24 protein-coding genes are annotated in these 23,528 nt (G+C 55.2%); 11 read left to right on the forward strand and 13 right to left on the reverse strand.

Annotation, left to right across the window (positions count from 1 at the left end):
* Positions 1-140: 140 nt before the first annotated feature.
* Positions 141-722, reverse strand: a complete 582-nt coding sequence (locus tag DSD31_RS12490) for a dihydrofolate reductase family protein (protein WP_032717483.1) — start codon at positions 720-722, stop codon at positions 141-143.
* Positions 723-1,115: 393 nt separating this feature from the next.
* Positions 1,116-1,919: a helix-turn-helix transcriptional regulator gene (locus tag DSD31_RS12495; protein ID WP_004862226.1), complete on the reverse strand. Its 804-nt coding sequence runs from the start codon at positions 1,917-1,919 to the stop codon at positions 1,116-1,118.
* A gap of 100 nt (positions 1,920-2,019) precedes the next feature.
* Between DSD31_RS12495 and DSD31_RS12500 the strand changes: the two genes are divergently transcribed.
* Entirely contained in the window at positions 2,020-3,468 is a 1,449-nt protein-coding gene (locus DSD31_RS12500; RefSeq protein ID WP_044023523.1) for an MFS transporter, read from the forward strand.
* A gap of 390 nt (positions 3,469-3,858) precedes the next feature.
* Positions 3,859-4,443, forward strand: a complete 585-nt coding sequence (locus DSD31_RS12505) for a hypothetical protein (protein WP_004862221.1) — start codon at positions 3,859-3,861, stop codon at positions 4,441-4,443.
* A 282-nt stretch (positions 4,444-4,725) separates the two neighbouring features.
* Here DSD31_RS12505 and DSD31_RS12510 read toward each other — a convergent pair whose 3' ends face one another.
* Entirely contained in the window at positions 4,726-6,087 is a 1,362-nt protein-coding gene (locus DSD31_RS12510) for a YncE family protein (RefSeq protein ID WP_071359420.1), read from the reverse strand.
* A 341-nt stretch (positions 6,088-6,428) separates the two neighbouring features.
* Positions 6,429-6,710, reverse strand: a complete 282-nt coding sequence (locus DSD31_RS12515) for a hypothetical protein (protein ID WP_004862215.1) — start codon at positions 6,708-6,710, stop codon at positions 6,429-6,431.
* Between the two features lie 442 nt (positions 6,711-7,152).
* Here DSD31_RS12515 and DSD31_RS12520 point away from each other — a divergent pair, with 442 nt between their 5' ends.
* Together DSD31_RS12520 and DSD31_RS26335 are read left to right on the forward strand one after the other, a co-directional pair.
* Complete coding sequence (locus tag DSD31_RS12520; RefSeq protein WP_113991079.1) at positions 7,153-7,635, forward strand: glutathione peroxidase; 483 nt, start codon at positions 7,153-7,155, stop codon at positions 7,633-7,635.
* 418 nt (positions 7,636-8,053) lie between these two features.
* On the forward strand, positions 8,054-8,215 hold the full coding sequence (locus DSD31_RS26335; protein WP_004862211.1) for a hypothetical protein: 162 nt from the start codon (positions 8,054-8,056) through the stop codon (positions 8,213-8,215).
* A 68-nt stretch (positions 8,216-8,283) separates the two neighbouring features.
* On the opposite strand, the gene DSD31_RS12525 is transcribed toward DSD31_RS26335, so the two are convergent.
* A complete protein-coding gene (locus DSD31_RS12525) occupies positions 8,284-8,463 on the reverse strand; it encodes a hypothetical protein (RefSeq protein ID WP_113991080.1) in 180 nt (59 codons plus the stop codon).
* A gap of 532 nt (positions 8,464-8,995) precedes the next feature.
* Entirely contained in the window at positions 8,996-10,003 is a 1,008-nt protein-coding gene (locus tag DSD31_RS12530) for a LacI family DNA-binding transcriptional regulator (RefSeq protein WP_015584288.1), read from the reverse strand.
* Between the two features lie 185 nt (positions 10,004-10,188).
* Here DSD31_RS12530 and DSD31_RS12535 point away from each other — a divergent pair, with 185 nt between their 5' ends.
* Both DSD31_RS12535 and DSD31_RS12540 read left to right on the forward strand, forming a co-directional pair.
* Complete coding sequence (locus DSD31_RS12535; RefSeq protein WP_113991081.1) at positions 10,189-11,277, forward strand: cellulase family glycosylhydrolase; 1,089 nt, start codon at positions 10,189-10,191, stop codon at positions 11,275-11,277.
* Positions 11,278-11,322: 45 nt separating this feature from the next.
* Complete coding sequence (locus tag DSD31_RS12540; protein ID WP_065906531.1) at positions 11,323-12,717, forward strand: MFS transporter; 1,395 nt, start codon at positions 11,323-11,325, stop codon at positions 12,715-12,717.
* Between the two features lie 89 nt (positions 12,718-12,806).
* Here the strand turns inward: DSD31_RS12540 and DSD31_RS12545 are convergent, their stop codons facing one another.
* The 4 genes from DSD31_RS12545 to marR form a co-directional block, all read right to left on the reverse strand.
* A complete protein-coding gene (locus DSD31_RS12545) occupies positions 12,807-14,267 on the reverse strand; it encodes a TrkH family potassium uptake protein (RefSeq protein ID WP_113991082.1) in 1,461 nt (486 codons plus the stop codon).
* Between the two features lie 191 nt (positions 14,268-14,458).
* The gene (marB, locus tag DSD31_RS12550; protein ID WP_004862194.1) at positions 14,459-14,665 is read right to left on the reverse strand and encodes a multiple antibiotic resistance protein MarB; all 207 of its coding nucleotides are present in this window, start codon (positions 14,663-14,665) and stop codon (positions 14,459-14,461) included.
* Positions 14,666-14,695: 30 nt separating this feature from the next.
* Positions 14,696-15,076 (reverse strand): MDR efflux pump AcrAB transcriptional activator MarA, encoded by a 381-nt coding sequence (gene marA / locus DSD31_RS12555; RefSeq protein ID WP_004862191.1) that lies wholly within the window; start codon positions 15,074-15,076, stop codon positions 14,696-14,698.
* Between the two features lie 17 nt (positions 15,077-15,093).
* Positions 15,094-15,528, reverse strand: a complete 435-nt coding sequence (gene marR / locus DSD31_RS12560; RefSeq protein ID WP_004862187.1) for a multiple antibiotic resistance transcriptional regulator MarR — start codon at positions 15,526-15,528, stop codon at positions 15,094-15,096.
* A gap of 239 nt (positions 15,529-15,767) precedes the next feature.
* Here marR and DSD31_RS12565 point away from each other — a divergent pair, with 239 nt between their 5' ends.
* Complete coding sequence (locus DSD31_RS12565; protein WP_004862185.1) at positions 15,768-16,436, forward strand: MarC family NAAT transporter; 669 nt, start codon at positions 15,768-15,770, stop codon at positions 16,434-16,436.
* Positions 16,437-16,522: 86 nt separating this feature from the next.
* Here DSD31_RS12565 and DSD31_RS12570 read toward each other — a convergent pair whose 3' ends face one another.
* Entirely contained in the window at positions 16,523-17,722 is a 1,200-nt protein-coding gene (locus tag DSD31_RS12570) for a sugar transporter (protein WP_004862182.1), read from the reverse strand.
* Between the two features lie 204 nt (positions 17,723-17,926).
* Between DSD31_RS12570 and DSD31_RS12575 the strand changes: the two genes are divergently transcribed.
* Positions 17,927-18,718 (forward strand): PhzF family phenazine biosynthesis protein, encoded by a 792-nt coding sequence (locus DSD31_RS12575; RefSeq protein ID WP_032724359.1) that lies wholly within the window; start codon positions 17,927-17,929, stop codon positions 18,716-18,718.
* 9 nt (positions 18,719-18,727) lie between these two features.
* A complete protein-coding gene (locus tag DSD31_RS12580) occupies positions 18,728-19,516 on the forward strand; it encodes a PhzF family phenazine biosynthesis protein (RefSeq protein WP_032717476.1) in 789 nt (262 codons plus the stop codon).
* Positions 19,517-19,577: 61 nt separating this feature from the next.
* Here DSD31_RS12580 and DSD31_RS12585 read toward each other — a convergent pair whose 3' ends face one another.
* Entirely contained in the window at positions 19,578-20,522 is a 945-nt protein-coding gene (locus DSD31_RS12585) for an L-lactate dehydrogenase (RefSeq protein WP_015584294.1), read from the reverse strand.
* A gap of 143 nt (positions 20,523-20,665) precedes the next feature.
* Here DSD31_RS12585 and DSD31_RS12590 point away from each other — a divergent pair, with 143 nt between their 5' ends.
* On the forward strand, positions 20,666-21,148 hold the full coding sequence (locus tag DSD31_RS12590; RefSeq protein ID WP_071359417.1) for a GNAT family N-acetyltransferase: 483 nt from the start codon (positions 20,666-20,668) through the stop codon (positions 21,146-21,148).
* Here DSD31_RS12590 and ptrR read toward each other — a convergent pair.
* Positions 21,102-21,980 carry a putrescine utilization regulator PtrR gene (gene ptrR / locus DSD31_RS12595; protein WP_004862169.1) on the reverse strand — a complete coding sequence of 293 codons (879 nt, stop codon included), beginning with the start codon at positions 21,978-21,980 and terminating at the stop codon, positions 21,102-21,104. The genes DSD31_RS12590 and ptrR overlap by 47 nt on opposite strands.
* A 118-nt stretch (positions 21,981-22,098) precedes the next feature.
* Here ptrR and sad point away from each other — a divergent pair, with 118 nt between their 5' ends.
* Positions 22,099-23,484 carry a succinate-semialdehyde dehydrogenase gene (sad, locus tag DSD31_RS12600; protein ID WP_015584296.1) on the forward strand — a complete coding sequence of 462 codons (1,386 nt, stop codon included), beginning with the start codon at positions 22,099-22,101 and terminating at the stop codon, positions 23,482-23,484.
* Positions 23,485-23,528: the final 44 nt, after the last annotated feature.

The raw sequence follows: 23,528 nt of genomic DNA on the forward strand, positions 1-23,528 counted from the left end.
GAGCGGATGTTGCGACCCCTTAGGCGCTATTGTCAATCAGGGTAGACACATAGCGCAAAACATCGATTGGCTACACTTTTGCAGAAATGCAACCGCCCGGAGTTTTATTCCTGTTGCTGAACTATCGGAACCTGGCATTATTAATTTCGTTTCACCTCGTATTGCAGACACACTACGCCCGACGGGAAAACGTGACTCTTCACCAGCATGAGTGAGGTTCTGTGTTTTATATTTTGGAACAAGGGAATGCCTTGCCCCAGCAGAATCGGATTGACGAATAGCCAATACTCATCAATAAGGTTTTCCGCCATTAGCGAGTGAGTAGCTGAGGGACTACCAAACATTAAGATTTCGCTACCCGCGCTCTGCTTGAGCTTGCTGATTTCGCCGCTTAAATTGCGACTGATAATTTGCGTATTAGGGTGATTTTTCTCCAGAAGGGTTTTCGACAACACCACTTTGTGGGCAGATTTATACCAACGCGAATGCGCATGGTCATGTGGGCTGGCGTCAGGCTTGTCGGCAGCCGTTGGCCAGTACGATTCCATCATCTGGTAGGTGGTGCGCCCATATAAGGCGGTGTCGGTTTGCTGAATTCGCTGCTCTACGTATTCAAACAGGTCGGGGCTTATGCTTATCCAGGCCAGACCCGCCGGGCCCTCTGCGGTAGAAGCGACAAAACCATCTAGCGACACATGGACAAACGAAACTATTTTTCTCATGATTTTCTCTTTGATTAGGTTTTGATTACATAGCCTGCGAGGCGCGCCAGGGTTTGCTTCCCGCTTTCTATCGCCCCCATTTTCTCCAACGCTATCTTGCGTGCTTACGCATCCGGAAAAAACAGAGGTATCGTTACTTTGATTTGTCCATCCACCGCTCATCACACCGGAGAGGGTGACGAAGGTGTTCCCGGGCACGCTCAAGTTGTATTGGATCAAGATGAATAAAAGAACGAAGTAGTGAGAAAAACAAGTTGCCTCCCGCGGAAAGCCCCTGGTCCCGAAGGTATCTGAAGATCGCCAGATGGGATCGGAACGTAGTTACGTGAGCAGCTGCGGTAGATTCAGCCGTGTTTAAGCCAGCGGGCGAAAGCCACTGGCCCACGCTGAATGCTAATCAGCAAGCGCTGGTTCCTCTTTTTGGCGCGCATACACCACCAGCCTCAGATGCCTGTCTTCATCCACGGTCAGCGACGTGAATTCGAAAGGCACGGGCTGTTCCTCTATCAGCAAACGGCGGATGCCATTGCAAGGCGCATGAACCTGATGTTGTCGCCACCAGGTTTTGAACTCGGGTGAAACCTGTTCCAGCTCATTGACCAGTTCAGGAATATCGCTGCTCTGGCTGGCGCGAGTGAAGTCACGGCGAAAGTCAGACAACATCAGCGGAGCCTGTTCATCCCAGTCAACCACACGCGCCCGTAGCGCGGAATCGGTGAACAGTAGCCAGAGCAGGTTACGCCGCTCCGGTACATGACGGGCAAAATTAAACAGCTTATCGGCTAACATATTAAAGCCCAGGACATCCCAGCGCAGATTGAGCACAAAAGCAGGATGCGGCAGATCGTGCATCAGCCGCCGCACAAGGGGAGGGAGTACGCACCAGGTTTTTCCGGGGTCGGCAGGAGGACGCTGATGTGCGAGCATAAAGAGGTGTCGACGTTCAGCGGCATCCAGTTTCAGTACCCGCGACAGATTATCCAGAAAGGTGGACGACACCCCAATATCCCGGCCCTGTTCAAGCCACGTGTACCAGGTGAGGCCGACTCCGGCAAGCGCCGCGACTTCTTCACGCCGGAGGCCTGGCGTCCGGCGCCGGGTTCCGCTGGGCAACCCGACGTCGGCAGGTGACAGACGTTCCCGCTGTGCCCGCAGGAAGGCTGCCAGATCGGAACGCGTTCGATTCAGTGTGCGCATCGCTTATCTCGTTACTTAAAGTAATAGTATAAAGTGTTAAATTGTAATGGTTTAAAGAGCAAGAGAGAATCGTCGCATATTCTCCTTACCCTGGATATACATGATGAGTTCACCCCTCTGTTTTTCGATGCCGCGCGAACGTGAAACGCCTCCGTGGGCTGGTTTGACCGTGTTGCTCCTCGCGGGATTCGTCACCATCTTTGATCTGTTTGTCGTTAATGTGGCCATTCCTAGTATTCAGGCCGGGCTGGGGGCAAATTTCGCCGAGATTGGTCTTATTGTCGCCGGATATGAACTCGCGTTTGGCGTTTTGTTGATTACCGGCGGGCGGCTGGGGGATCGGTTTGGCCGCCGTCGCCTCTTCATCATCGGTATGGCTGGCTTTACGCTGGCGTCGGCATTTTGTGGCCTGGCGCCTGATACCGGTTATCTTATCAGCGCCCGGGTGTTACAGGGGCTGGCGGCGGCATTGTTGTTCCCGCAGGTGTATGCCTCCATCCGGGTTAACTTTGCGGGTAATGACAGGCGCAAAGCTTTTGGCCTGTTGGGGATGACTCTGGGGTTGGCCGCGATTGCCGGTCAGGTGCTGGGCGGTTGGCTGGTACATGTAGACCTGTTCGGCCTGAGCTGGCGCACTCTGTTTCTTATCAATGTGCCGGTTGGCGTTCTCGCTATTCTCACCGCACGATCGATTCCCGAATCCGCCGCCCCGCAAAGACCACAGCTGGACTGGATCGGCGTGGTACTGATCAGCTCCGGGTTGACGCTGTTGCTGGTTCCATTGATAGAAGGGCCGGTGCAAGGCTGGCCCGCGTGGAGTCTATGGTCACCGGGTATCGCGCTGATTGTACTCGCGCTCTTTTGTCGACAACAGGTACGCCGCCGAATGAGTGGTAAATGGCCGCTCGTGGATATGCGCCTGATGGCGAAGCGCCATTTTGCGCTGGGCACGTTGCTGGTATTACTGGTTTATTCGACATCAAGTTCATTTTTCCTCTGCTTTGCTTTACTGGTACAGACGGGGATGGGGTTGGATCCCTTCATGGCGGGAAGCCTGTTTGCGCCCTGTAGCGTAGGGTTTGTGCTTGCGTCACTGGCGGCGCCACGAGTGCTTTCCAGATGGGGAACCCGGACCCTTTTTTGGGGCGCCCTGATCTATGCGCTATTCATCACGGTATTAGTTGCTCAGGTTTGGCTGTCAGGCGCTGAACTGAAGCCGGTGTACTTGCTCCCGGCGCTTGTTATGATCGGTGCCGGACAGGGTTACATTATGACGCCACTGCTGAACCTGGTGCTGGGTTTCGTTGACGAAGCAGACTCCGGCATGGCTTCCGGAGTGGTATCAACAGTACAGCAAGTCGGCGCTGCTCTGGGCGTTGCTGTCGTGGGCATTCTGTTTAATGGCGCTCTTGCAGAGACGACCTCTTTGTCACCAGCCGGACAGTATGCTTCTGCCTTTGTGGCTGGAATGCTTTACAACCTCGCAGCGGCGGGAGCCATCTGCCTGCTGTTGCTGATTCTGGAAAAAACGCAACCAACAACACAATGATCGGGTTTCATCCGTTAGCGCCTTAATCTGACGGTGGATGATTGAGTCTCGCGTATTCACCGTGATAGATGACGGTCCGCTTCTCGCTCAAAGCTGCCGGTTAACTACTGTAAACTCATGAAGGTGTATCGGCAGCCATTCTGCATGCATAGACAGAAACAGCGGAACGCCCGCTGCAACGCGAAAACAGGTAGAAAGAGAGGTCACTTGCAAAAACAGGCTGGAGTGAGGTCTGGCTTTTTCACTTTTCTTCGTTGAGAGGGTTTCCGTGACCGGATCAGGCTATATAGCTGACCGCTGAACAGCGGTCGATAATCCCTGTTAGTCAGCCGCTTAGAGATATAGTATAAATTAATGCTGGCTTGGGTTATTTAACATAGGGAATTGTCAATGCGCGGACCGTCTGTTTTATTCATTGTGCTGGCACTGAGCGGGTGTGTTGTCCATTCGCCGCAGATGGCACAATATAAAGCGGAGTATTCTAACCGACAGGATATTCATTCACATAGCCTTTATCGGTTCATGGCTAAACCCGTTAAATCAAGTGAGGAGAAATACTGGGGCGCAGGCGATTTGACTGAGTTTTTTTACGTTAAAGGTGACAAGACTTCAACTGTAGAGTTAAAACTCGATTATGATTCCAAAACAATGCATATCAAATCGATTGATTCGCAAAACAGAACTCTGGATGAAAGAACATTTGTCCTTCTCGATGGCTCAGAAGAAAAACCATCAGACTCAAACGTGAAATCTCTATATCTGACAAAGGATGGTGAATTAATTAGAAAGGTCAAAAACTGTACCCCAGATATGAGCGCCGGATGCCAGTGGTGGGAGCACCGACTCTTCATCACTCATAATGGAGATTTAGCCGTACAGTATCAGCAAGGAGGTGCCGGTATGCTGTTTCTGATTGTTCCTTTTTATACGAATAGTAGTTACCTTGAAATTTTCCCTCGAGCTCCTGACGTATAGCGTTTTATTCTGATCTGCTTGCAGCCGGAAGGTAAGGTGCCGCAACCGCGGAAGCCGTTTTTTGTGGGCCTCTGGACAGACATACCGCTTCGTCCAGGTGAGACAGTGAACACCAGAACGAGATTTGTGTTGCTTGATCGCGATGGACGTCAATCAGCTTCGAGTAAAAAGATGTGAATACCGATCGGATACGCTAAAACATACCCCCGGCCCACAGGTGACTGGGGGTTAATAATAATGCCAGGCTGACCTGCCTGCGACTAACCCGGCGGACTCATGGCGTCATTTTTTGGCGGTGATTTTCGTCACTGAGCCGGTCTGAACTTTATCTCCGGTCGAGCCATACATAGACACCAGATAAACTGCGCCATCAGGCCCGGCGGTCAGGTTGTTTGGCGTATCATCCACCGGGATATTAGCGACCAGTTTACCGTCCTTGTTCAGCACTGCTACGGTTCCGCCTGCACGCGCGGCGGCGAAAACCTGCGATGTCACCGGATCCCAGACGACAGATACTCCCCCGGCACCAATATAGGTATCCGCAAGTACCTTACCGTCCGCATCAAGAACCACGACATTGTTCGTCTCCTGGGACGCGACATACAGACGGCCGGTCTGCGGATCGCGAGCGATGTCGGTTGCGCCCTGCGCCTGAGGTACTTTCACCGTCGTACTCTTGCCGGTTTTGAGATCAATCCAGCCTACCCATGGCGTATCGCGGCTGACGCCGTAGAGCTTGCCGCCAGCGCTATCGAGGGTAAGATCGGTACTGTTAAACAGGTTTTTGCCACGCTCCACCACAAACTCCAGCTGACCGATGTGCTCCAGCGTTTTGGTGTCATACACTTCGACAAAACCGGTCAGCGCCGCGCTGACATAGGCCCGATTGTTGGCTTCATCAATAACCACATCGCGTGGATGTGCGACCGAACCCTCCGGAAAGACTTTGGCGACGGCAAGCGTTTTTGCGTCATAGACGGTCACCGTCTCGGCAAGGGTGTTCGTCGTCCAGACCTGATTATGGGCATTATCAACACCGACGCCGAAGACACCAATCTGCTCACCCTTTTTGTCTTCAGGCAGTGTTGCCTCCGCTTCGACAGCCAGGGTTCTGGCATTCAGTCTCAGTAGGCGGCTACCATCCTTCGGGCCGCGGGCAGAGGTCACGAACAGCTTTCCGTCAGCCGACACTGCCGCCTGGTAAGCCCGCTCACCGACGGACGTTGTTTGCAGCCTGAAAGCCTCCGTGTTTTTTGGCGGGACAATCTGGGACAATTTCAACATGACCTGCGAAACGCTCGCCGGGTTTTGCGTAATAACAGTGAGTGGATGAAGACCTGTTGCGGCATCGGCCGGAACGGTCAACGGAATAGTGAGGTTTCCCTTCTCGTCGGCGGTCAGTGGTTTCGGTGTCAGGACTTCAGCACCATTGAGAATGGTGACGGTCGTGCCCGCCTGCAGGCTCTTAATGGCTATAACCGTTTTATCTCCGGGCTTGACGGGAACTTCCCGTGACCCGGCACGGATGCTACCAGGAAAGGTCGTGGTGGCGGCTGTCCATTGGCTATCGGCGTATGCCGCTATGGCGGTTGACATCGCAAAAGCTGAAGCCAACAGCACTGACCAGACTGAAATTCTTCTCATCTTCTCTCCATAAATTGTATTGATGCTGCATCTCAGCGCAGCCACAGGATTTTCCCACGCGATGAGTCTTATCTTCCGCCATGAGAACCCGCTCTTGTTTTAAGCGCATACAACATAGCATACTGATGCAAATAGTTATCATTACTGTTTTGGGCGGTATCTTAAATGCAGGGCCTTTACTGTATCGCGGGGAAACGTAGTGCGGGTTTTGGCCAGGGTGAGCAGGAGGGAGCACCTTAAGATTCAATCATTAGAAATGATTGAATCTTAAGGTTAGCTGCGAAAAAAAGATCTAGTCACTTACAGCCTGATGAGCCTGGACGCTTTTCAGGCCAGAAAGATCAGTTGGCTTCGTCCTGCAGTCGGTGCCGATAATGTTTCAGGACAACGTGTGTCACGATCTGGCCGTAAATAAAGCCACCCAGCCCAGCAAATATTACGGTGCCGGCCAGGCCGCCAAAGTGCGCTCCCGCGCCGCTGAAGGCCCCGCAGAGGACGAGGCCGCCCCAGGTCTGCCAGTGCCGGAAGGCCGATTTATAGGCATTCCGCCACCGTCTTCCGCGCTCCCGAAAAGATAAGTCTTTTAGTTCGGTAATACTTTTTAGGGTCCAGTAGATTTTCACGGTGTTTTCCTTGTTCCGTTGCTTAGGCTAAGGAAAACATAAAACGCCGGCCTGGGAAAGGATGACTCAAGGTCAGCTTTTCGCTCATCGTCGTCCGATGGTAGCTCTATGGTGGGTTTCGTAGCAAAAACGGACACGATTAACATCATGCAGAGTTCATCAATGGGGAACGGGGCACCGGTCGCCTGTTGGGTGTCCTTCTGGACCTGTTCGCACGATTTAATTGTGTGAACAGGCAGCCAAGGAACGATGCCGGGATCCGCGTTCGGATTCAGGCCACCACCGCCGGCATTGCTCTTACTAAAACTTGACGTCGCGATTCAGGACCTACCGGGTTATCATCAGCAGGAACAACTTGCCGCTCTCCACGCGATATTCCCGTGCAGCAACACGCTGCGTAGTCATGTCGGTGTCGAACGGGTTCTGCTCTGAGGATTCCGACATGACCCCCTTTTATGAACTGACGGCCAACAGTCTGCGTGGCCAGCGCATCTCTATGGCCGACTACGCCGGCAAACTGGTTCTGGTGGTGAATACTGCCAGCCACTGTGGCTTCACGCCGCAATACGCCGGTCTTGAAGCGCTGTACAAAAAGTACGCCGCCCAGGGGCTGGTGGTGCTTGGTTTCCCCTGCAATCAGTTCGGTAAGCAGGAGCCCGGCGGCGCCGACGAAATCGCCCGGACCTGTCACATCAACTACGGTGTGAGCTTCCCGATGTTCGAGAAAGTAGAGGTGAACGGGACCGCAGCGCACCCGGTGTTTCGTTTCCTGAAAGATGAACTGCCCGGCGTACTGGGCGGGCGGATCAAGTGGAACTTCACTAAATTTCTGATTGGACGCGACGGTAAACCGCTCAGGCGTTTTGCACCGTTCGTCACGCCGGAGAAAATGGAAACCATAATCCGTGCTGCACTTGAAATCTAAGTGCTCTTGTCATTCGGGCCATTCATTTTTTAGCTGCTGCCGACCAACTGATTAAATCCGTCTGAGAAGAGAGAGAAAGCAAAGGGCTTCTTGCTTTCTTCTGTCAACCATCGCAGGGGGAACGGGGGGATGTCCAATGCCCCGACGCGGCCTTCTGGCAACATCCCGCATCCATGCGACGCCACGCTAAACAACAGACAAGTTCACCCTTTAAAATGAAGTGTGTTAAGTTCTATTTTCTCTTCTGTATATTAAATGAATAACGTCAGAATTCATTTCTGGCCGTTATAGCGTAGCGGATTGGAAATTCTCGTCTTGTTCATAATGCCTTTTTCTTGTTAAAGTAACGACGTCAGCGTCGAATACTTTGTGTATTACATGGATGTTATTTCTACAATAATCAGGGGATGGGGCGAATATGAAGTATGTTTTTGCGTTTATGCTGAGCGTGGGATTATCAGGATGTACCGCAAATGATTGGGTGGATGCTGCGGGCGGGATAATGCAGGCCCATGACAAACAAGAAAAAGACGCCATGAATAAGCGTATAAAAGCCGCCAATAAAGCTGCAGGGTACTGATTTTTTAATAAATTAATATTCCTCTTCTTAATCAAGACAGCATGAGGAGGAATGGTTTTTAATCAAACTTACTGACTAAATATTCCCCTGACTTTTGCCTGTTGACAAGAGATATAGCCATAATGCTGTCGGTTTTCTCTGTTATCGAAAACGACATAAAAAGGCATGGTCTGTGCGTCTTTTTTCGGCGTCTGGTTGAGGCGGCTCGCGCCGATTTCAGGAACCATTAAAAAATGGGTATAGCGCATTGCATCTCCTTGCAGCGAATATAATTACATGAGGAATTAAAAAACACCCGATATTTTCTGAGCATCTGATCTTTTAAAAAAAGACAGGGAAGTGCAATTATCGGTCTTATCGTTACGCACGTAACGGATTTTTGTGGGACCGCTTGATTATTAGCCATGAATAAGTTTAAAACCTGCTGATGAGTGGTGCCGCGGGTGTTTAGCAATGCAGGGCAGATAAGGTTACGAAATACGCTTTCGGTCGAACAGACAGATCATCGCAAACATTTCCCCAACCCCTGGGGGACGATGCAAGCGACCGTTCGCCTTCCAGCCTGGGCGAGACATCTCGCCGGCGTTAATGGCGCTGGCGATGCCGGACACGTTAATTCGGCGGTCTATCATGGTCGCGTGAAAAGCGTAGCCGCCTCGCGCACAGATCTTCAGGACATCATTCGTTGCCGATCGATGCGGTTCTGCGCGTTCGGATAGTCAATAGCCGTAAGTTACGCGCCACGCCGGCGGCGAGCCTTGTGCCAGAAGGGTCTTCACCTCAGACGAGGCTCGATGTCCGCACCTTGAGCCTGCCCGCCAGCATCACGTGCGTGGCGGCATCTTCCTGGTTGCACAGGTACTCCACCGCCAGGCGTCCCAGCTCGCTGTATGGCAGCTGGATACTGGTCAGCGGCGGGGTGAGCTGCTCGGAGATTTTCTGGTCATCATAGCCCGCCAGCAGCATATCCTGGGGGATGCCAATGCCGTTTACCGCCAGCGCCTGATAGCAACCGATCGCCAGCCAGTCGCTGGCGCAGAAGATGGCGTCCGGGCGTTCATCCAGCGCCAGCAGAGAGGTGGTGGCGGTAAAAGACTCGCTGAACTGCCAGTTGGTCTGGCGCACCAGGCTGTCGTCACACGCTAAATCGGCCTGCTGCAGCGCAGCCTGGTAGCCGGCCAGACGCTGGCGGGAGGCTTCCATCCAGCTCTCCCCGGTGATGTGGGCGATACGCTTTGCGCCGCAGGCGATAAGGTGTTTTGTCACCTGGAAGGCGTTGGCGTAGTCGTCCGGAATAAACGACGGCAGCAGCGGCGAGCCGGGGTCGCGCTGGTTGAGCAGCACCAGCGGAATGCGGCTGCAGTCCTGAAAAGCAGTCATGTCGACAAGGGTGGTCACGGGGGAGGCGAGAATAATCCCCACGCAGTTGCGCTTCTCCAGCTGGCGGATAATGTTCAGCGCCAGCTCCACGTCATCGCCATAGTCGTAAACGGTCAGCAGCGCTTCGTTGCGCCACGCGGCTTCCCGTGCCTGGCTGATGGCGTCGATAAACGGATCAAAGCTTTGCAGGGAGCTCACCAGCAGGGCGATTTCTTCCTGGTTGCGCGGCGCATGAATGGCGGGCAGGCGGTCGTAGCCGAGTTCGGTCGCCACGCTGATGACCCGCTGGCGGGTGTCGTCGCTGAGCTTGATGTTGCGCGACTGGTTGAGCACCAGCGATACCGTCGCCTGAGACACGCCCGCCGTTCGCGCAATATCATTCATCGTGACTTTAGTCTTTCGCTTCATTCGTCCTCTCCCTCTCGCGTCACCGCATCATACCCTAACTGCTCGCTTACGCGCTGTCGATCACGTTTCTCATTCACCGAAGCGTGAACTTTGTGAAGGCTGTCGCTTTTCTTCGCGTGGTGATTTGCGCATTTATCCTGCAACTAATATTTATTAGCTAAATATTATCAGCAAGAGGACGCGTAATGAAAGAGCAGTGGAGTAAAGCGCAGGCGCAGGCGTGGTATCAGCAGAAGGGGTGGCTGTGCGGGTTCAACTACCTGCCGTCAACGGCAGTGAACTGGACCGATATCTGGCAGCAAGAGACTTTCGATGCCGAGACCATCGATCGCGAACTAGGCTGGGCGGCGGAGGCGGGCTACAACACCCTGCGTATCAACCTGCCGTTTATTGTCTGGGAAGACGATCGCGACGGCCTGATAGCGCGTATCGACAAGTTTCTGACCCTCGCCGACAGTCGCGGATTCAGCACCATGCTGACTCTGATGGACGACTGCGGTTTCTCCGGTGATGAGCCCTATCTGGGGCCGCAAAAACCGCCGGTGCCGGGTAAGCACAACAGCCAGGCGGCCGCGAGCCCGGGACGCGACAAGGTCTGCGATCCCGACTGCTGGCCGCATATTGAGCGCTATATCCGCGACGTTGTCCGCCAGTTCCGCGACGACAGCCGCGTGCTGCTGTGGGATCTGTATAACGAGCCGGGCAACCGCGGCATTTTCGCAACCGGTACGCAAGAGGTGCAGTATGACGCGAAGCTGGAGACCTGCGCGCATAAGCTGATGAAACTGGCGTTCCGATGGGCGCGTGAAGAGGATCCGACTCAGCCGCTTACCGTCTGCGCCTGGCGTCTGCCGGCGGAGGAGGAGGGCGAGACGTTTTATCAGCATCCGCTGGATCAGACCGCGCTGGCGTTATCAGACGTGGTGAGTTTCCACGCCTACACCAACACCGGGCGTATGACCGCGATTATCCAGCAGCTGCAGGCGCTTGGGCGACCAATCTTCTGCACCGAATGGCTGGCCCGCCACGTGGGCAGCACCATCGAAGAGCAACTCCCGCTGATGTACGCGGCGAAGATCGCTCCGTATCAGTGGGGACTGGTGCGCGGCAAAACGCAGACGTGGCTGCCGTGGCCGGTAGTGATGAAAGAGTCCACGGACTACTGCCGTCTCTGGTTCCACGATGTATTTGAGGAGAACGGTATCCCGTTTTCGCGCAGTGAGATGGCCTTAATGAAGAAGCTCCGTCAGATTGCCCCGCAGGCTCAGGGCTAATAATATCCACCCGGCGGCCTGCCGCCGGGCAACCAGGTACGCACTATGGCAATGACAATGAAAATACCGTCTCGCGAGTTGTGGTCTTATTTTGGTTATGGTTTAGGTCAGTGTTTTAGCTTTGGTTTAGTGGGTTCGTTTATTAACTATTTCTACACCGACGTGCTGGGGATCTCGGCACTGGCGGCGAGTACCATCTTCCTGATTGCCCGCGCGTGGGACGCGGTTCACGATCCGCTATTTGCCAGCATAATGGATACCATTAACACCCGGTTCGGCAAGTTTCGTCACTTTTTGCTGATTGCCCCGGTACTGATTACCGGCGTCACGCTGCTGTCGTTCTATAAAATCGAAGCGGACATGACCACTAAAATTCTCTACGCCGGGGTGACGTACATTTTGTGGGGGACGCTGTACGCCATCTCTGATATTCCGTTCTGGTCGATGTCGTCGGTGATGACCAATGACTCCGGGCAGCGCACCCGCGCGGTGACGGCGGCCATGCTGGGGGTCAACGCCGGGATCGCCTGCGCCAATATCTTCTTCCCGAAACTGGCGGCGTTTTTCGCGCACTACAGCAACGACAAAGGCTACTTTATGGCGGCGCTGGTCATGATGCTGGTAGGCCTGCCGCTGATGCTCAACGGCTTTATGCAGATTAAGGAGCGCGTGCCGCCGAGTCCGGAAAAGGTGACGATACGTGACACCTTCCATAACCTGCGCCAGAACAAGCCGCTGTTTATCGTTCTGCTGTCGTTCTTTTTCTGCGTGTTTCACAACGTGGCCGGCGGCCTCTATATCTACTTCTTTATCAACAATATGGGGGACGGCAGCCTGCAGATGGCGATCGGCGTGATGGGGATTATGGCGGCGGTGGTGTGCCTTGTCGCCCCGATGCTGACGCGCAGGATGCAGAAGCGGAAGCTGTTTATGATCCTCTGCGGGCTGGATGTCGCGGTACGCGTGGTGATGTGGTTTGTCGGATATCAGCACGCGGCCATGCTGTTTATCCTGCTTGGCCTGAGTACGCTGTTCGTGATGATGACCAATATCCTCACCTCGTCGATGATTGCCGACACCATCGAATATGCGGAGTACCACACCCACAAGCGTTGCGCGGCGATCACCTTCTCCGGACAAACCTTTACCGGCAAGATGTCGGTTGCGGTCGGCGGCGGGTTAATCGGCGTGTTTCTGACGATGATCGGCTATGTGCCGCAGGCGCCCACCCAGAGTGACGGCGTGCTGTCGGGGCTGTTCTTTGGTATCTGCCTGCTCCCGGCCATAGGCTCGCTGATCCGGCTGGTGTTTATGTCGCGCTTTACCTTTACCGAGGAGAAGCATGCGGAGATCTGCCGACTACTGGCGGAGCGCAGGCACGAGAAAGAGCAGCGGGGTGAGGACGAGGGTCGTCTGGCGCATCCGGCCACGGTGAACTAACCATTAACGCCTGCACTGCAGGCGTTATGTATTCTTCTCAGCGCCGGAGCGCGATCAACTGTCTGGTGAATAGCCGGAAGCCGTCTCCGCTAACTACGCCAGAATGTACGCGAAAGCAGAATCAGTAGCGGATAGATCTCCAGTCGCCCCAGCAGCATCGCCATACACATCAGGTATTTCGAGACATCATTCAGGCCAGCGAAGCCATCGGCGGTCGCCCCAAAACCGAGGCCCATGTTATTAATGCAGGCGGCAACCGATGCAAACGATGTCAGCAGATCGTAGCCCTGTAGATTCAGCAGCCAGACAAATAGGCAGGTCGTGAGGATATACAGAAAGAAGAAACTCCACACCGAACGCAGCACGCGATCGGTGATGATTGCGTTTCCGACGCGGATACTCATGATTGCCCGGGGATGGGCTAATTGATGTACCTCGTGGCGGCTCTGCTTGAAGAGGATCAGAAAACGCAGCGCCTTAATTCCCCCGCAGGTCGACCCGATACAGCCGCCGAAAAAGCTCGCTGACAGCAGCAGCACGATAATTTCCGGCGGCCAGGAGGCATAATCCGCCGTTGCCAGACCGTTATCGGTGATCATAGAACTGGTGAGAAAAAAGGCGTGGACCAACGATTTGGGCAGGCTGTACATCTCCGAACGCCACACTTCGAAAGTGACCACCGCCACCACCAGCGCCACCACCAGGAAAAAGAAATGCATCTCGGTGCTGCGGCGAAACGGTTTCAGACTACGACGCGCGATAGCCACAAAATAGAGGGTGAAGTTAAGGGCCGAGAGCAGAGAAAAGGCCCCGGCCACCAGTTCTATTGCATCGCTCTGGTAGTAACCGATGCTTTCCGTATGCGTGGAGAACCCTCCCAGCGACACCGTCGATAGCCCGTGACAAAGGGCATCAAAAAACGACATCCCGGCAAGGAAAAAAGCAAGAGTACAGGCGCCTCCCAGCAGCATATAGGTGAGCCACAGACTTCTGGCAGTATCCGCCAGCCTCGGCGTCAGACGCTCCTCTTTAAACGGACCGGGCATCTCGGACTGATAAAGCTTCATTCCCCCGATGCCCAGCAGCGGCAACACCGCCACAGCGAGCACGATAACCCCTAAGCCACCCACAAAATTGAGCTGGGCGCGGTAATAGAGAATCGACACGGGTAGCGAAGAGACGTCATGAAATACTGACGCCCCGGTGGTGGTAATCCCCGAGACGCCCTCAAACAGGGCGTCGGCTATCGACAGGCGTAGTTCGTCATTTAACCACAGCGGCAAGGCGCTGATGGCGGAAAACAGCAGCCAGAACAGCACGATAATCAGAAAACCATCGCGGGTTTCGAGATTAACCTTCGACTGATGCGTCGCCCGCCAGCAGAGCAAACCGCCAGAGAAGGCGAGAACAAAGGTCGAAAAAAAGGCAAAAACGCTGCGCTCTTTGGCGAACAGCGCAATCAGCATCGGCGGGATCATGGTCAGGCTGTAGAGCAAAACCAGAAACCCACACAGGTGAAGAACAATTTTAAACCGGGTTGAAATGTACATCGGCGGTCTTATCGTTTTGCGAGCGTAACTACGATGAACAGGGATAAGGAATTATATGATATTGGGGGACAAATTGAGTTGAGGGAGCGCAGTAAACGGCCACCTGGGGACAGTCAGGGGGCGCGATCCGTTGTTGTCAGAGGCGCAAAAAAAAAGCCCCGTAAACGGGGCGAAATGCTCGGGTAGTGCAGTTAATTGTAATACGGTACGCCCAGCTCATCCGATTTGTCGCTACCGGCAGCCATATGATTGAAATCAAATGGAGAGTCGTTATGTTCGGAAGGCATAATCATCGCGTCGCGGTGATTGTGGCGAACCGGCGTAGTCGTTTGCTCCGCATAGCTCTGGCTGGAGACCAGGCCGACCAGGACCATGGCCGCGGTAGCGAATAGTTTCATGATTTCCTCAATACGTCTTGTTGCAGGCGATTAACAGCAGTTGTTTAGTGGCATCAGATAGCGGGATTCACCCGGCATATTGGTCATGCGATATTTGTGCGGCGGAACGTCGAAGTAGTTTTTAAAGGTTCTCGTCAGCGTTTGTTGCGATTCGAAACCGTAACGTTCTGCCAGGTACAAAATCGGCTCATTGCTCTGCTTGAGTTTTTGCGCGATTTCCGTCAGCTTGCGACTGCGGATGTACTGGCCTAAGGAGTGACCGGTCTCTTTTTTAAACATTCTTTGCAGGTGCCATTTGGAGTAACCAGAACGCTCGGACACTTTTTCCAGCGACAGGGGCGATTCCAGGTTATCTTCAATCCACGACAAAATACTATGGATAGTGATGGCGTCATTATTGCGTCTGGACATCATCTTACCTCTTCTTATTACGGCAGGACTTTTTTGAGTAAATGCTCAAGATTGACCACTTCATCCGCCGACAGATTTTTTGTTAATTCCTGGTGCAATTTCTGACCCACAACCTGATGACACTGCTCACAAAGGGCTGCACCGTCTGGTGTTAGCTGCACCAGTACGCCGCGTTTGTCATTGGGGTTGGGTAACCGTTCAATCCAGCCTTTACAGACCAGACGGTCGAGCATGCGCGTCATTGCGCCTGGGTCGACCGACAGCACGGTTTTCAGCTCAACGGGGGTAATACATACTTCGCAACGAATGGAACAAAGCACCCGAAACTGGGTGGAAGTAATATCCATCGGCGAGAGATATTCGTTGAGCAGGCGATCTTTTTTCTGGTTAACCATTTGGATCAAGCGACCGAGGGGGATCATTTCGTTAAACAGATCGCTGGTGTTTTTCACAATGGTTGCCCAGGCAAGTAGTTAATTGCTGCTGATATTATTGCCCAGGCAATAATATGTCAACCTGAGGGATTAGACGATGACACGATTTGCTAAAGCAGACTTCTGGCCCTGGCTGAAGCGGCGGTGGGGCGCTGCACTGGCCGGGTGATAAGCGCTGGAATGATATTGACGAGCAAAGTTATACTGGCGCGGCAAAACTTTTTAATAGTGAAAAATTAACGGGGCCTTAATTCATTATGATTGAACTCTTTCAGGCGATAGGTCTGGGGCTGGTGGTGATTTTACCGCTGGCGAACCCGCTGACGACCGTTGCGTTGTTCCTCGGGCTGGCTGGCAATATGAACAACGAGGAGCGCAACAAACAATCGCTGATGGCCTCGGTGTACGTATTCATTATCCTGATGGTTGCCTGGTATGCCGGTCAGGTGGTGATGAGCACCTTCGGCATCTCTATTCCCGGCCTGCGCATTGCCGGCGGGTTGATTGTGGCCTTCATCGGTTTTCGGATGCTCTTCCCGCAGCAGAAATCGCATGACTCGATGGAAGCGAAGATCAAATCCGAAGAGCTGGTGGATGAACCGACGGCCAATATCGCGTTTGTGCCGCTGGCTATGCCGAGCACCGCCGGGCCGGGGACCATCGCCATGCTGATCAGTACGGCATCGACGGTGAAGCATGGCGTCGATTTTCCGAACTGGGTGGTGCTGGTGGCGCCGCCGATTATCTTTGCCCTGGTCGGGATTATTCTCTGGGGCTGCCTGCGCAGCTCTGGGGCAATCATGCGTCTGGTGGGGAAAGGGGGAATCGAAGCGATTTCGCGCCTGATGGGCTTCCTGCTGGTGTGCATGGGCGTACAGTTTATTATCAACGGCGTGCTGGAAATTATTACCACCTACCACGCCTGATAACGTCGCCGTCGCTTCACTGACGACCCGCGAATAAAAAAGCCTGCCGATGGAACAACCGGCAGGCTTTTTTTTCGTCAACCCGTTCAGGAGTGGTGAGGCTGATGATCGTCCAGCGACACCGGCCAGCGGCGGAATATCATGATTGACCACACCAGCGCCACCAGCGCCGGAATCGCCCCGACGTAGCCGATCGCGTCCATCGAAAGATGCGTGCTGACCTGGCTGCCGACCAGCGCGCCCGCGCCGATACCAATATTAAAGATCCCTGAAAACAGCGACATCGCCACATCGGTGGCATCCGGCGCCAGCGCCAGAACCTTCACCTGCATCCCCAGACCAATAATCATGATCGCGATGCCCCAGAAGATGCTTAACACCATCAGGTGGTGAGCGTTTTGCGATGCCGGCAGCAGCAGCAGCAGGCTGACCAGCAGCAGGCCAATGGCGATGCTAATCAGCCCGGAAGCATGCTGGTTGCCCAGTTTACCAAACAGCACGCTGCCGATGATCCCTGCGCCGCCGAGGATCAGCAGCAGCACGGTGGCAAAATTACCGCTCATACCGGCTACCGTTTGTACAAACGGTTCAATATAGCTGTAGGCGGTGTAATGTGCGGTCACCACGATGACGGTCAGCAGATAGATGCTCAGCAGCGCCGGGCGACGGAACAGCACCGGCAGGCTTTTCAACGAACCGGAATGCTCGCTGGGCAGTTTAGGCAGCAGCTTAAACAGGCACACCAGCGTCACCAGCGCCCCCAGACCGATCGCCAGGAAGGTGGTCCGCCAGCCAAAATACTGCCCGATGATGCGGCCGATAGGAATGCCGAATACCATCGCCAGCGCGGTGCCGGTTGCAATCAGACTCAGCGCCTGCGCACGTTTGCCCGGCGGCGCCAGACGTATTGCTAATGCAGAGGTTATCGACCAGAAGACCGCGTGGGCAAAGGCGATCCCGATGCGGCTGATCACCAGAACGTTGAAGCTCCAGGCAAAGAACGACAGCACATGGCTGGCAATAAACAGAATGAACAGGCCGATCAGCAGGCGGCGGCGCTCCATCTGGCTGGTCAGCAGCATAAACGGCAGCGACATTAACGCGACCACCCACGCATAGATGGTCAGCATCATGCCCACCTGAGCGGTCTCCATGCCGAAGCTGTCGGCAATGTCGGACAGCAGACCGACCGGAGCGAACTCGGTGGTGTTAAAAATGAAAGCGGCGATCGCAAGCGTGACTACCCGAAGCCACGCGACCCTGCGTGAAACCGTGTTTGTAATCATAGGTTCTGAGCTGGTTACTAAAGAGGAAGAAGAGGTCTCGATCTTAAAACGATTGCTGGTGAAAATACAATCGTTTTGTGATCTGGATCTCACTATGGCATCAGGCGGCATTTATAAGCTAACGGATTCATTTTTATATAGATCGTGTACATGACCCGCTTTTATGTCATGTTGAAGAAAAGTAAAAACAGGAAGCGTTGTATGATGCAGGAAATTGATTTTTACCTGGTAGATGCCTTCAGCGATCGCAATTTTGGCGGTAATGCCGCCGCGGTGTGCCCACTCACCGAATGGTTACCCGACGACACGCTGCTGAGTATGGCGCAGCAGCACAACCAGTCCGAGACCGCCTTTTTTGTGCGTACCGATGAGGGTTATGAGCTGCGCTGGTTCACCACGCTGCATGAGATTAACCTCTGCGGTCACGCCACGCTGGCCTCGGCGCACATTATCTTTGAATATCTCGACCATCCTTCCACCACGGTGGTGTTCAGTACCCGTTTTGTGGGGGAACTGAGGGTGACGCGTAACGGCGACTGGCTGACGTTAGACTTCCCGGCGTGGCAAACCACCCCGGTTATCGCCCCGCCGCCGGAGCTGCTGGCCGGACTTGGGCTGGATAAGGCCGTAGAGATTCGCGAAGGGCGGGATTATCTGGTGATCCTCGAAAACCGCCAGCAGGTGGAAGCCGTGCGGCCGAATATGTCATTGCTTGAGCGGACGGGCAAAATGATCTGCGTCAGCGCCGCCGATGATGAATATGATTTCGTCAGCCGCTTTTTCTGCCCGGGCGAGGGCGTTGTTGAAGACCCGGTGACCGGCTCGGCGCACAGTATGCTGATTCCCTACTGGGGGGAAAAACTGGCCAAAACGACGCTGCAGGCGCGGCAGGTCTCCGCCCGCGGGGGCGATCTGCGCTGTCAGTGGCTGGGCGATCGGGTGCTGATTGGCGGGCAGGCGACAACGTACATGACCGGCACCATTACGCTACGCTAAGGAGATACCGTGAAAGAGATCCCCATGTATCTGGTTTCAGCGTTCAGTGAACGGCCTTTTGCCGGTAACCCGGCGGCGGTGTGCCTGCTGGACGCGTGGCTGGCGGATGATATTTTGCTCAAAATGGCGCAGGAGCATAATCAGTCTGAAACCGCCTTCGTGGTGCGCGAGGGAGAGGCGTTTTCTCTGCGTTGGTTCACGACCCGCAATGAAGTGAATCTGTGTGGGCACGCCACTCTCGCCAGCGCACACGTTATTTTTCATCACCTCGACTTTCCGCACGCGGCGATTCATTTTGCGACCGCCTCCGGTCGTCTGACCGTGAGCCGGGAAGGGGGCTGGCTGACCCTGGATTTCCCGGCGAGTGCCACGCAAGAGAGCACCCCGCCTGCAGCCCTGCTCGCCGGATTAGGCCTTGAGCGGTACGTAAGCGCCCACCGTGGCCGGGCATGGCTTATCGAGCTGGCCAGCCGCGAAGAGGTTGCCGCCGTGCGCCCGAATATCGCGGCAATGACGCCCGGAGAACATAAGGTGACGATTACCGCCCCCGGCGATGGCGAGTATGACTTTGTCAGCCGCTTTTTCTCCCCGGGAGAAGCGGTATGGGAGGATCCGGTCACCGGTTCGGCGCATACCATGCTGATCCCGTTCTGGAGCGCGAAACTGGGGAAAAGTAAAATGCTGGCCCGCCAGATATCGGCGCGCGGCGGCGATATTCGCTGTGAGCTGAAGGGCGATCGCGTGCTGATGGCCGGCCAGGCGGTGACCTGGCTGCAGGGGAGAATTTTGCTGCGCTGAATCTAAACCCGTGAGAGCAGGATGCCCGCGTAAAGCGGGCATCAACGGCTGAGAAGCGAATCTAGCCGAGACGGGCGATATTGGCTTTAATCACCTCAACAGAGCGGCGGAATTGCGCCGCTTCATCGTCGGCCAGTTGCAGTTCAATAATCTGCTGGACGCCGCTCTGCGTCAGTACCGCCGGTACGCCAACCGCGACATCATACATACCGTATTCGCCGTCAAGAATGCACGAAATAGCCAGTGCACGGTGGCTGCCGGTGAAAATATTGCGACAGATCTCGGCGATGGTGCCGGCGACGCCGTACTCGGTGCAGCCTTTCCCGGCGTAAATTTCAAAGCCAAGGGTGCGAACCTTCTCCGCGATCTGCTGGCGATCCAGCCGCTGGCCGGTATGTTTCAGGTAAACATCGGCAATCGGGGAACCGTAAACCGACGAATGCGACCAGACCGGAAACTGCGTATCGCCATGTTCGCCGAGAATAAAAGCATCGATGCTCTGGGCGCCAATATCGAGTGCCTGGGCGAGCACCCGCCGCAAGCGGGTGGTATCCAGCCAGACGCCGGTGCCTATCACCTGGCTACGCGGGAGTCCGGACAGCTTCCATACCTGCCAGGTAATAATATCGCAGGGGTTGGTGGCCACCAGAAAGAGGCCGTTGAAGCCGTTGTCCATCATCTGTGGAACGATGCTGTTAACGATTTTGGCGGTGGCGTTCAGCTCGTCAAGGCGGGTCTGGCCTTGTTTCAGCGATCCGCCGGAAACGGTAATCACCGCGATATCGACATCGGCACAGTCGCTGACCTCCCGGGTTGAAATGGTCATCATCCCCGGCATATAGGCGGCTGCATCGCTAAGATCCTGAGCATGTGCCTGTGCTCTGGCCCTATCGAGGTCCACAAGGATCAGCTCCTCGCAGATAGTCTGGTTTAACAATGCGTAAGCCGCTGAGGTGCCGACATTGCCGGCACCGATAATCATCACCTTGCGTGCTTTGGTATTCATGGTCCATTCCCGATATCAAGCGTCATGGCATAAAATTACTGCGGTTCAATTGCTTAGCGCAAGTGGCGGCGGGTTGTATAAGTTAAAACTATGAGAAAGGGGGTATGCGCTGCGCTACAGTAGGCGAAAAAAGGAGCTCGCCTATGTATACCATCGCCCCGACAGCCATAACCGATCCGCATCTGACGGCGCTGATTGCTCGCCTCGATGCCTATCAGAAATCCCTCTATCCGGCCGAGAGCAACCACCTCGTGGATTTGAGCCAGCTGGCGGTGGAGTCGGTGATTGTGCTGCTGATCCGCGATGCCCACCAACAGGCGGTCGGCTGCGGGGCGATTGTGCTCGGCCACGATGGGGTTGGGGAGATGAAGCGGGTGTTTATCGACCCGGATCATCGTGGGCAAAAGCTTGGCGAACGGCTGCTGGAGGCGCTGGAAACGGAAGCGCTGCGCCGGGACTGCCATACCGTGCGGCTGGAGACGGGAGTTCATCAGCAGGCGGCGGTCAGGTTGTATACCCGCTGGGGTTATCAGACCCGCAGCGCCTTCGCACCCTATCAACCGGACCCGTTGAGCCTGTTTATGGAGAAACTGCTCGTTGCCGATCTTCGTTCAGCTGCGCTATAAACGCCTCCAGCTGACGGGTTTTCGCTCCGCGCCGCCAGACCAGCCAGGTTGTCAGCCAGCGCCACTCTTCGGCCAGCGGCCAGGCCGACACCTGATGATGGCCGGGCATACTCTCCAGCATACTACGCGGGATCAGCGCCAGCCCGGCGCCGGCAATGACGCAGGCCAGCATCCCGTGATAGGACTCCATTTCATGGATCCGCCCCGGCGTTGCCCGGTCGGCGTGGAACCAGCTCTCAAAATGGCGGCGATAGGAACAGTTAGCGCGAAACGCGTAGACGCTGCTGCCGTTCACCTCGCTGGCGCGGGTAATCGGCGGATGGCCGAAGGGCGCCACAATCATCATCTCTTCCGGAAAGACCGGTAACCCCTCAAGGCCGGGATGGACCAGCGGCCCGTCGACAAATGCGGCGCTTAAGGTGCCCTCCAGTACGCCATCAATCATCGTTCCGGAAGGGCCGGTAGAAAGCGCGAGATGGATTTTCGGGTAGCGCTGGTTATAAAGCGCCAGCGTCGAGGGAATGCGAACCGCGGCGGTACTCTCCAGGGAACCCAGCGAAAACAGCCCCTGCGGCTCATCTCCGGCGACCACCATTCGGGCTTCATCGACCAGCGCGAGGATCTGCTGGCTGTAGCGCAAAAAGCTGTGTCCCGCCGGCGAAAGGCGCAGGCGCTGATTCTCACGAATAAACAGCTCGACGCCGAGGTCGGCCTCCAGCTGGCGAATTCGGGTCGTCAGATTTGACGGGACGCGGTGCACCTTCTGCGCGGCCTGGGTAATGCTGCCGGTGCTGGCGACGGCGTTAAACATCTCAAGCTGGGTCAGGTCCATAGTGTTCTTCTTTTGTGAATAGGTTGCTTAATATTATTCATTTTCAATGAAAAGCAGGGTAAGCCAGAATGAGGTCAATTCGCAATCAACATTCGTCATCAACAGAGAGAGCATAACGATGAATTTATCTGCAACTCACGCGGTTTCCGTCAACCCGGCCACGGGAGAAAGGGTGTCGTCTCTGCCCTGGGCGAGCGAACAAGAGGTGGATTCGGCGATTGCGCTTGCTGAGCAAGGTTATCGTCAGTGGCGTCACGTCAGTCTCGAACAGCGCGCTGACGCCCTGCGTAAAGTCGGTAATGCGCTGCGCGCCCGCGCCGAAGAGATGGCGCAAATGATCAGCCTGGAGATGGGTAAACCGATTGCCCAGGCTCGTGGTGAGGTGACTAAATCCGCCAATCTCTGCGACTGGTATGCGGAACACGGCCCGGCCATGCTGGCGACCGAAGCCACTCAGGTGGAAAATAACAATGCGGTGATTGAGTATCGTCCGCTGGGCGCGATTCTCGCCATTATGCCGTGGAACTTCCCGCTGTGGCAGGTTCTGCGCGGTGCAGTACCGATTCTGCTGGCGGGGAATAGCTATCTGTTGAAACATGCGCCGAACGTGATGGGGAGCGCGGCGCTGATTGGCGAGATCGTTAATCAGGCAGGGCTGCCGGCCGGCGTATTTGGCTGGGTTAACGCGACCAATGACGGTGTCTCCCGGATGATCAACGATTCGCGTATTGCCGCGGTGACGGTAACCGGCAGCGTACGCGCCGGGAAAGCGATTGGCGCCCAGGCCGGCGCGGCATTAAAGAAATGCGTTCTTGAACTGGGCGGTTCCGATCCGTTTATCGTCCTGAATGATGCCGATCTCGATGAAGCGGTAAAAGCCGCGGTGATTGGCCGCTATCAAAATACCGGGCAGGTTTGTGCCGCCGCGAAGCGCTTTATCGTTGAGGCCGGGATTGCCGAAGCCTTCAGCAAAAAGTTTGTTGCCGCGGTTGAAGCGCTGAAGATGGGCGATCCGCGTGATGAGGCCAATTACCTCGGGCCAATGGCGCGATTCGATCTGCGTGATGAGCTGCATCAACAGGTAACGGCCACCCTGGCTGAAGGGGCGACCCTGCTGCTTGGGGCGGAGAAAATCGCCGGGCAGGGTAACTACTATGCGCCAACGGTACTGGGCAACGTGACCCCGGAGATGACCGGATTCCGCCAGGAGCTGTTTGGTCCGGTGGCGACCATTACCGTGGCGCGAGACGCCGCCCATGCGCTGACGCTGGCAAATGACAGCGAATTCGGCCTGTCGGCGACCGTGTTTACCGCAAGCGTCGATGAAGCCGGGCGTTTTTCTCGCGAGCTGGAGTGCGGTGGCGTCTTTATCAACGGTTACAGCGCCAGCGATGCGCGCGTGGCGTTTGGCGGGGTGAAGAAGAGCGGCTTTGGTCGCGAGCTGTCCCACTTTGGCCTGCATGAGTTCTGCAACGTCCAGACCGTATGGAAAGACCGTCGCTAACGGAAGTCGCACCTGACGATCGTCGTCGTGCTCTGCTATACTCG

This window comes from Klebsiella sp. X13, assembly GCF_003323835.1.
Lineage (GTDB): Bacteria > Pseudomonadota > Gammaproteobacteria > Enterobacterales > Enterobacteriaceae > Klebsiella > Klebsiella ornithinolytica.

Bases quoted from the DNA above. Each gene is read 5' to 3' on its own strand.
- DSD31_RS12490 (WP_032717483.1), bottom strand. From the start codon at position 722: ATGAGAAAAATAGTTTCGTTTGTCCATGTGTCGCTAGATGGTTTTGTC.
- DSD31_RS12495 (WP_004862226.1), bottom strand. From the start codon at position 1,919: ATGCGCACACTGAATCGAACGCGTTCCGATCTGGCAGCCTTCCTGCGG.
- DSD31_RS12500 (WP_044023523.1), top strand. From the start codon at position 2,020: ATGATGAGTTCACCCCTCTGTTTTTCGATGCCGCGCGAACGTGAAACG.
- DSD31_RS12505 (WP_004862221.1), top strand. From the start codon at position 3,859: ATGCGCGGACCGTCTGTTTTATTCATTGTGCTGGCACTGAGCGGGTGT.
- DSD31_RS12510 (WP_071359420.1), bottom strand. From the start codon at position 6,087: ATGAGAAGAATTTCAGTCTGGTCAGTGCTGTTGGCTTCAGCTTTTGCG.
- DSD31_RS12520 (WP_113991079.1), top strand. From the start codon at position 7,153: ATGACCCCCTTTTATGAACTGACGGCCAACAGTCTGCGTGGCCAGCGC.
- DSD31_RS26335 (WP_004862211.1), top strand. From the start codon at position 8,054: ATGAAGTATGTTTTTGCGTTTATGCTGAGCGTGGGATTATCAGGATGT.
- DSD31_RS12525 (WP_113991080.1), bottom strand. From the start codon at position 8,463: ATGCGCTATACCCATTTTTTAATGGTTCCTGAAATCGGCGCGAGCCGC.
- DSD31_RS12530 (WP_015584288.1), bottom strand. From the start codon at position 10,003: ATGAAGCGAAAGACTAAAGTCACGATGAATGATATTGCGCGAACGGCG.
- DSD31_RS12535 (WP_113991081.1), top strand. From the start codon at position 10,189: ATGAAAGAGCAGTGGAGTAAAGCGCAGGCGCAGGCGTGGTATCAGCAG.
- DSD31_RS12540 (WP_065906531.1), top strand. From the start codon at position 11,323: ATGGCAATGACAATGAAAATACCGTCTCGCGAGTTGTGGTCTTATTTT.
- DSD31_RS12545 (WP_113991082.1), bottom strand. From the start codon at position 14,267: ATGTACATTTCAACCCGGTTTAAAATTGTTCTTCACCTGTGTGGGTTT.
- marB (WP_004862194.1), bottom strand. From the start codon at position 14,665: ATGAAACTATTCGCTACCGCGGCCATGGTCCTGGTCGGCCTGGTCTCC.
- marA (WP_004862191.1), bottom strand. From the start codon at position 15,076: ATGTCCAGACGCAATAATGACGCCATCACTATCCATAGTATTTTGTCG.
- DSD31_RS12565 (WP_004862185.1), top strand. From the start codon at position 15,768: ATGATTGAACTCTTTCAGGCGATAGGTCTGGGGCTGGTGGTGATTTTA.
- DSD31_RS12570 (WP_004862182.1), bottom strand. From the start codon at position 17,722: ATGATTACAAACACGGTTTCACGCAGGGTCGCGTGGCTTCGGGTAGTC.
- DSD31_RS12575 (WP_032724359.1), top strand. From the start codon at position 17,927: ATGCAGGAAATTGATTTTTACCTGGTAGATGCCTTCAGCGATCGCAAT.
- DSD31_RS12585 (WP_015584294.1), bottom strand. From the start codon at position 20,522: ATGAATACCAAAGCACGCAAGGTGATGATTATCGGTGCCGGCAATGTC.
- DSD31_RS12590 (WP_071359417.1), top strand. From the start codon at position 20,666: ATGTATACCATCGCCCCGACAGCCATAACCGATCCGCATCTGACGGCG.
- ptrR (WP_004862169.1), bottom strand. From the start codon at position 21,980: ATGGACCTGACCCAGCTTGAGATGTTTAACGCCGTCGCCAGCACCGGC.
- sad (WP_015584296.1), top strand. From the start codon at position 22,099: ATGAATTTATCTGCAACTCACGCGGTTTCCGTCAACCCGGCCACGGGA.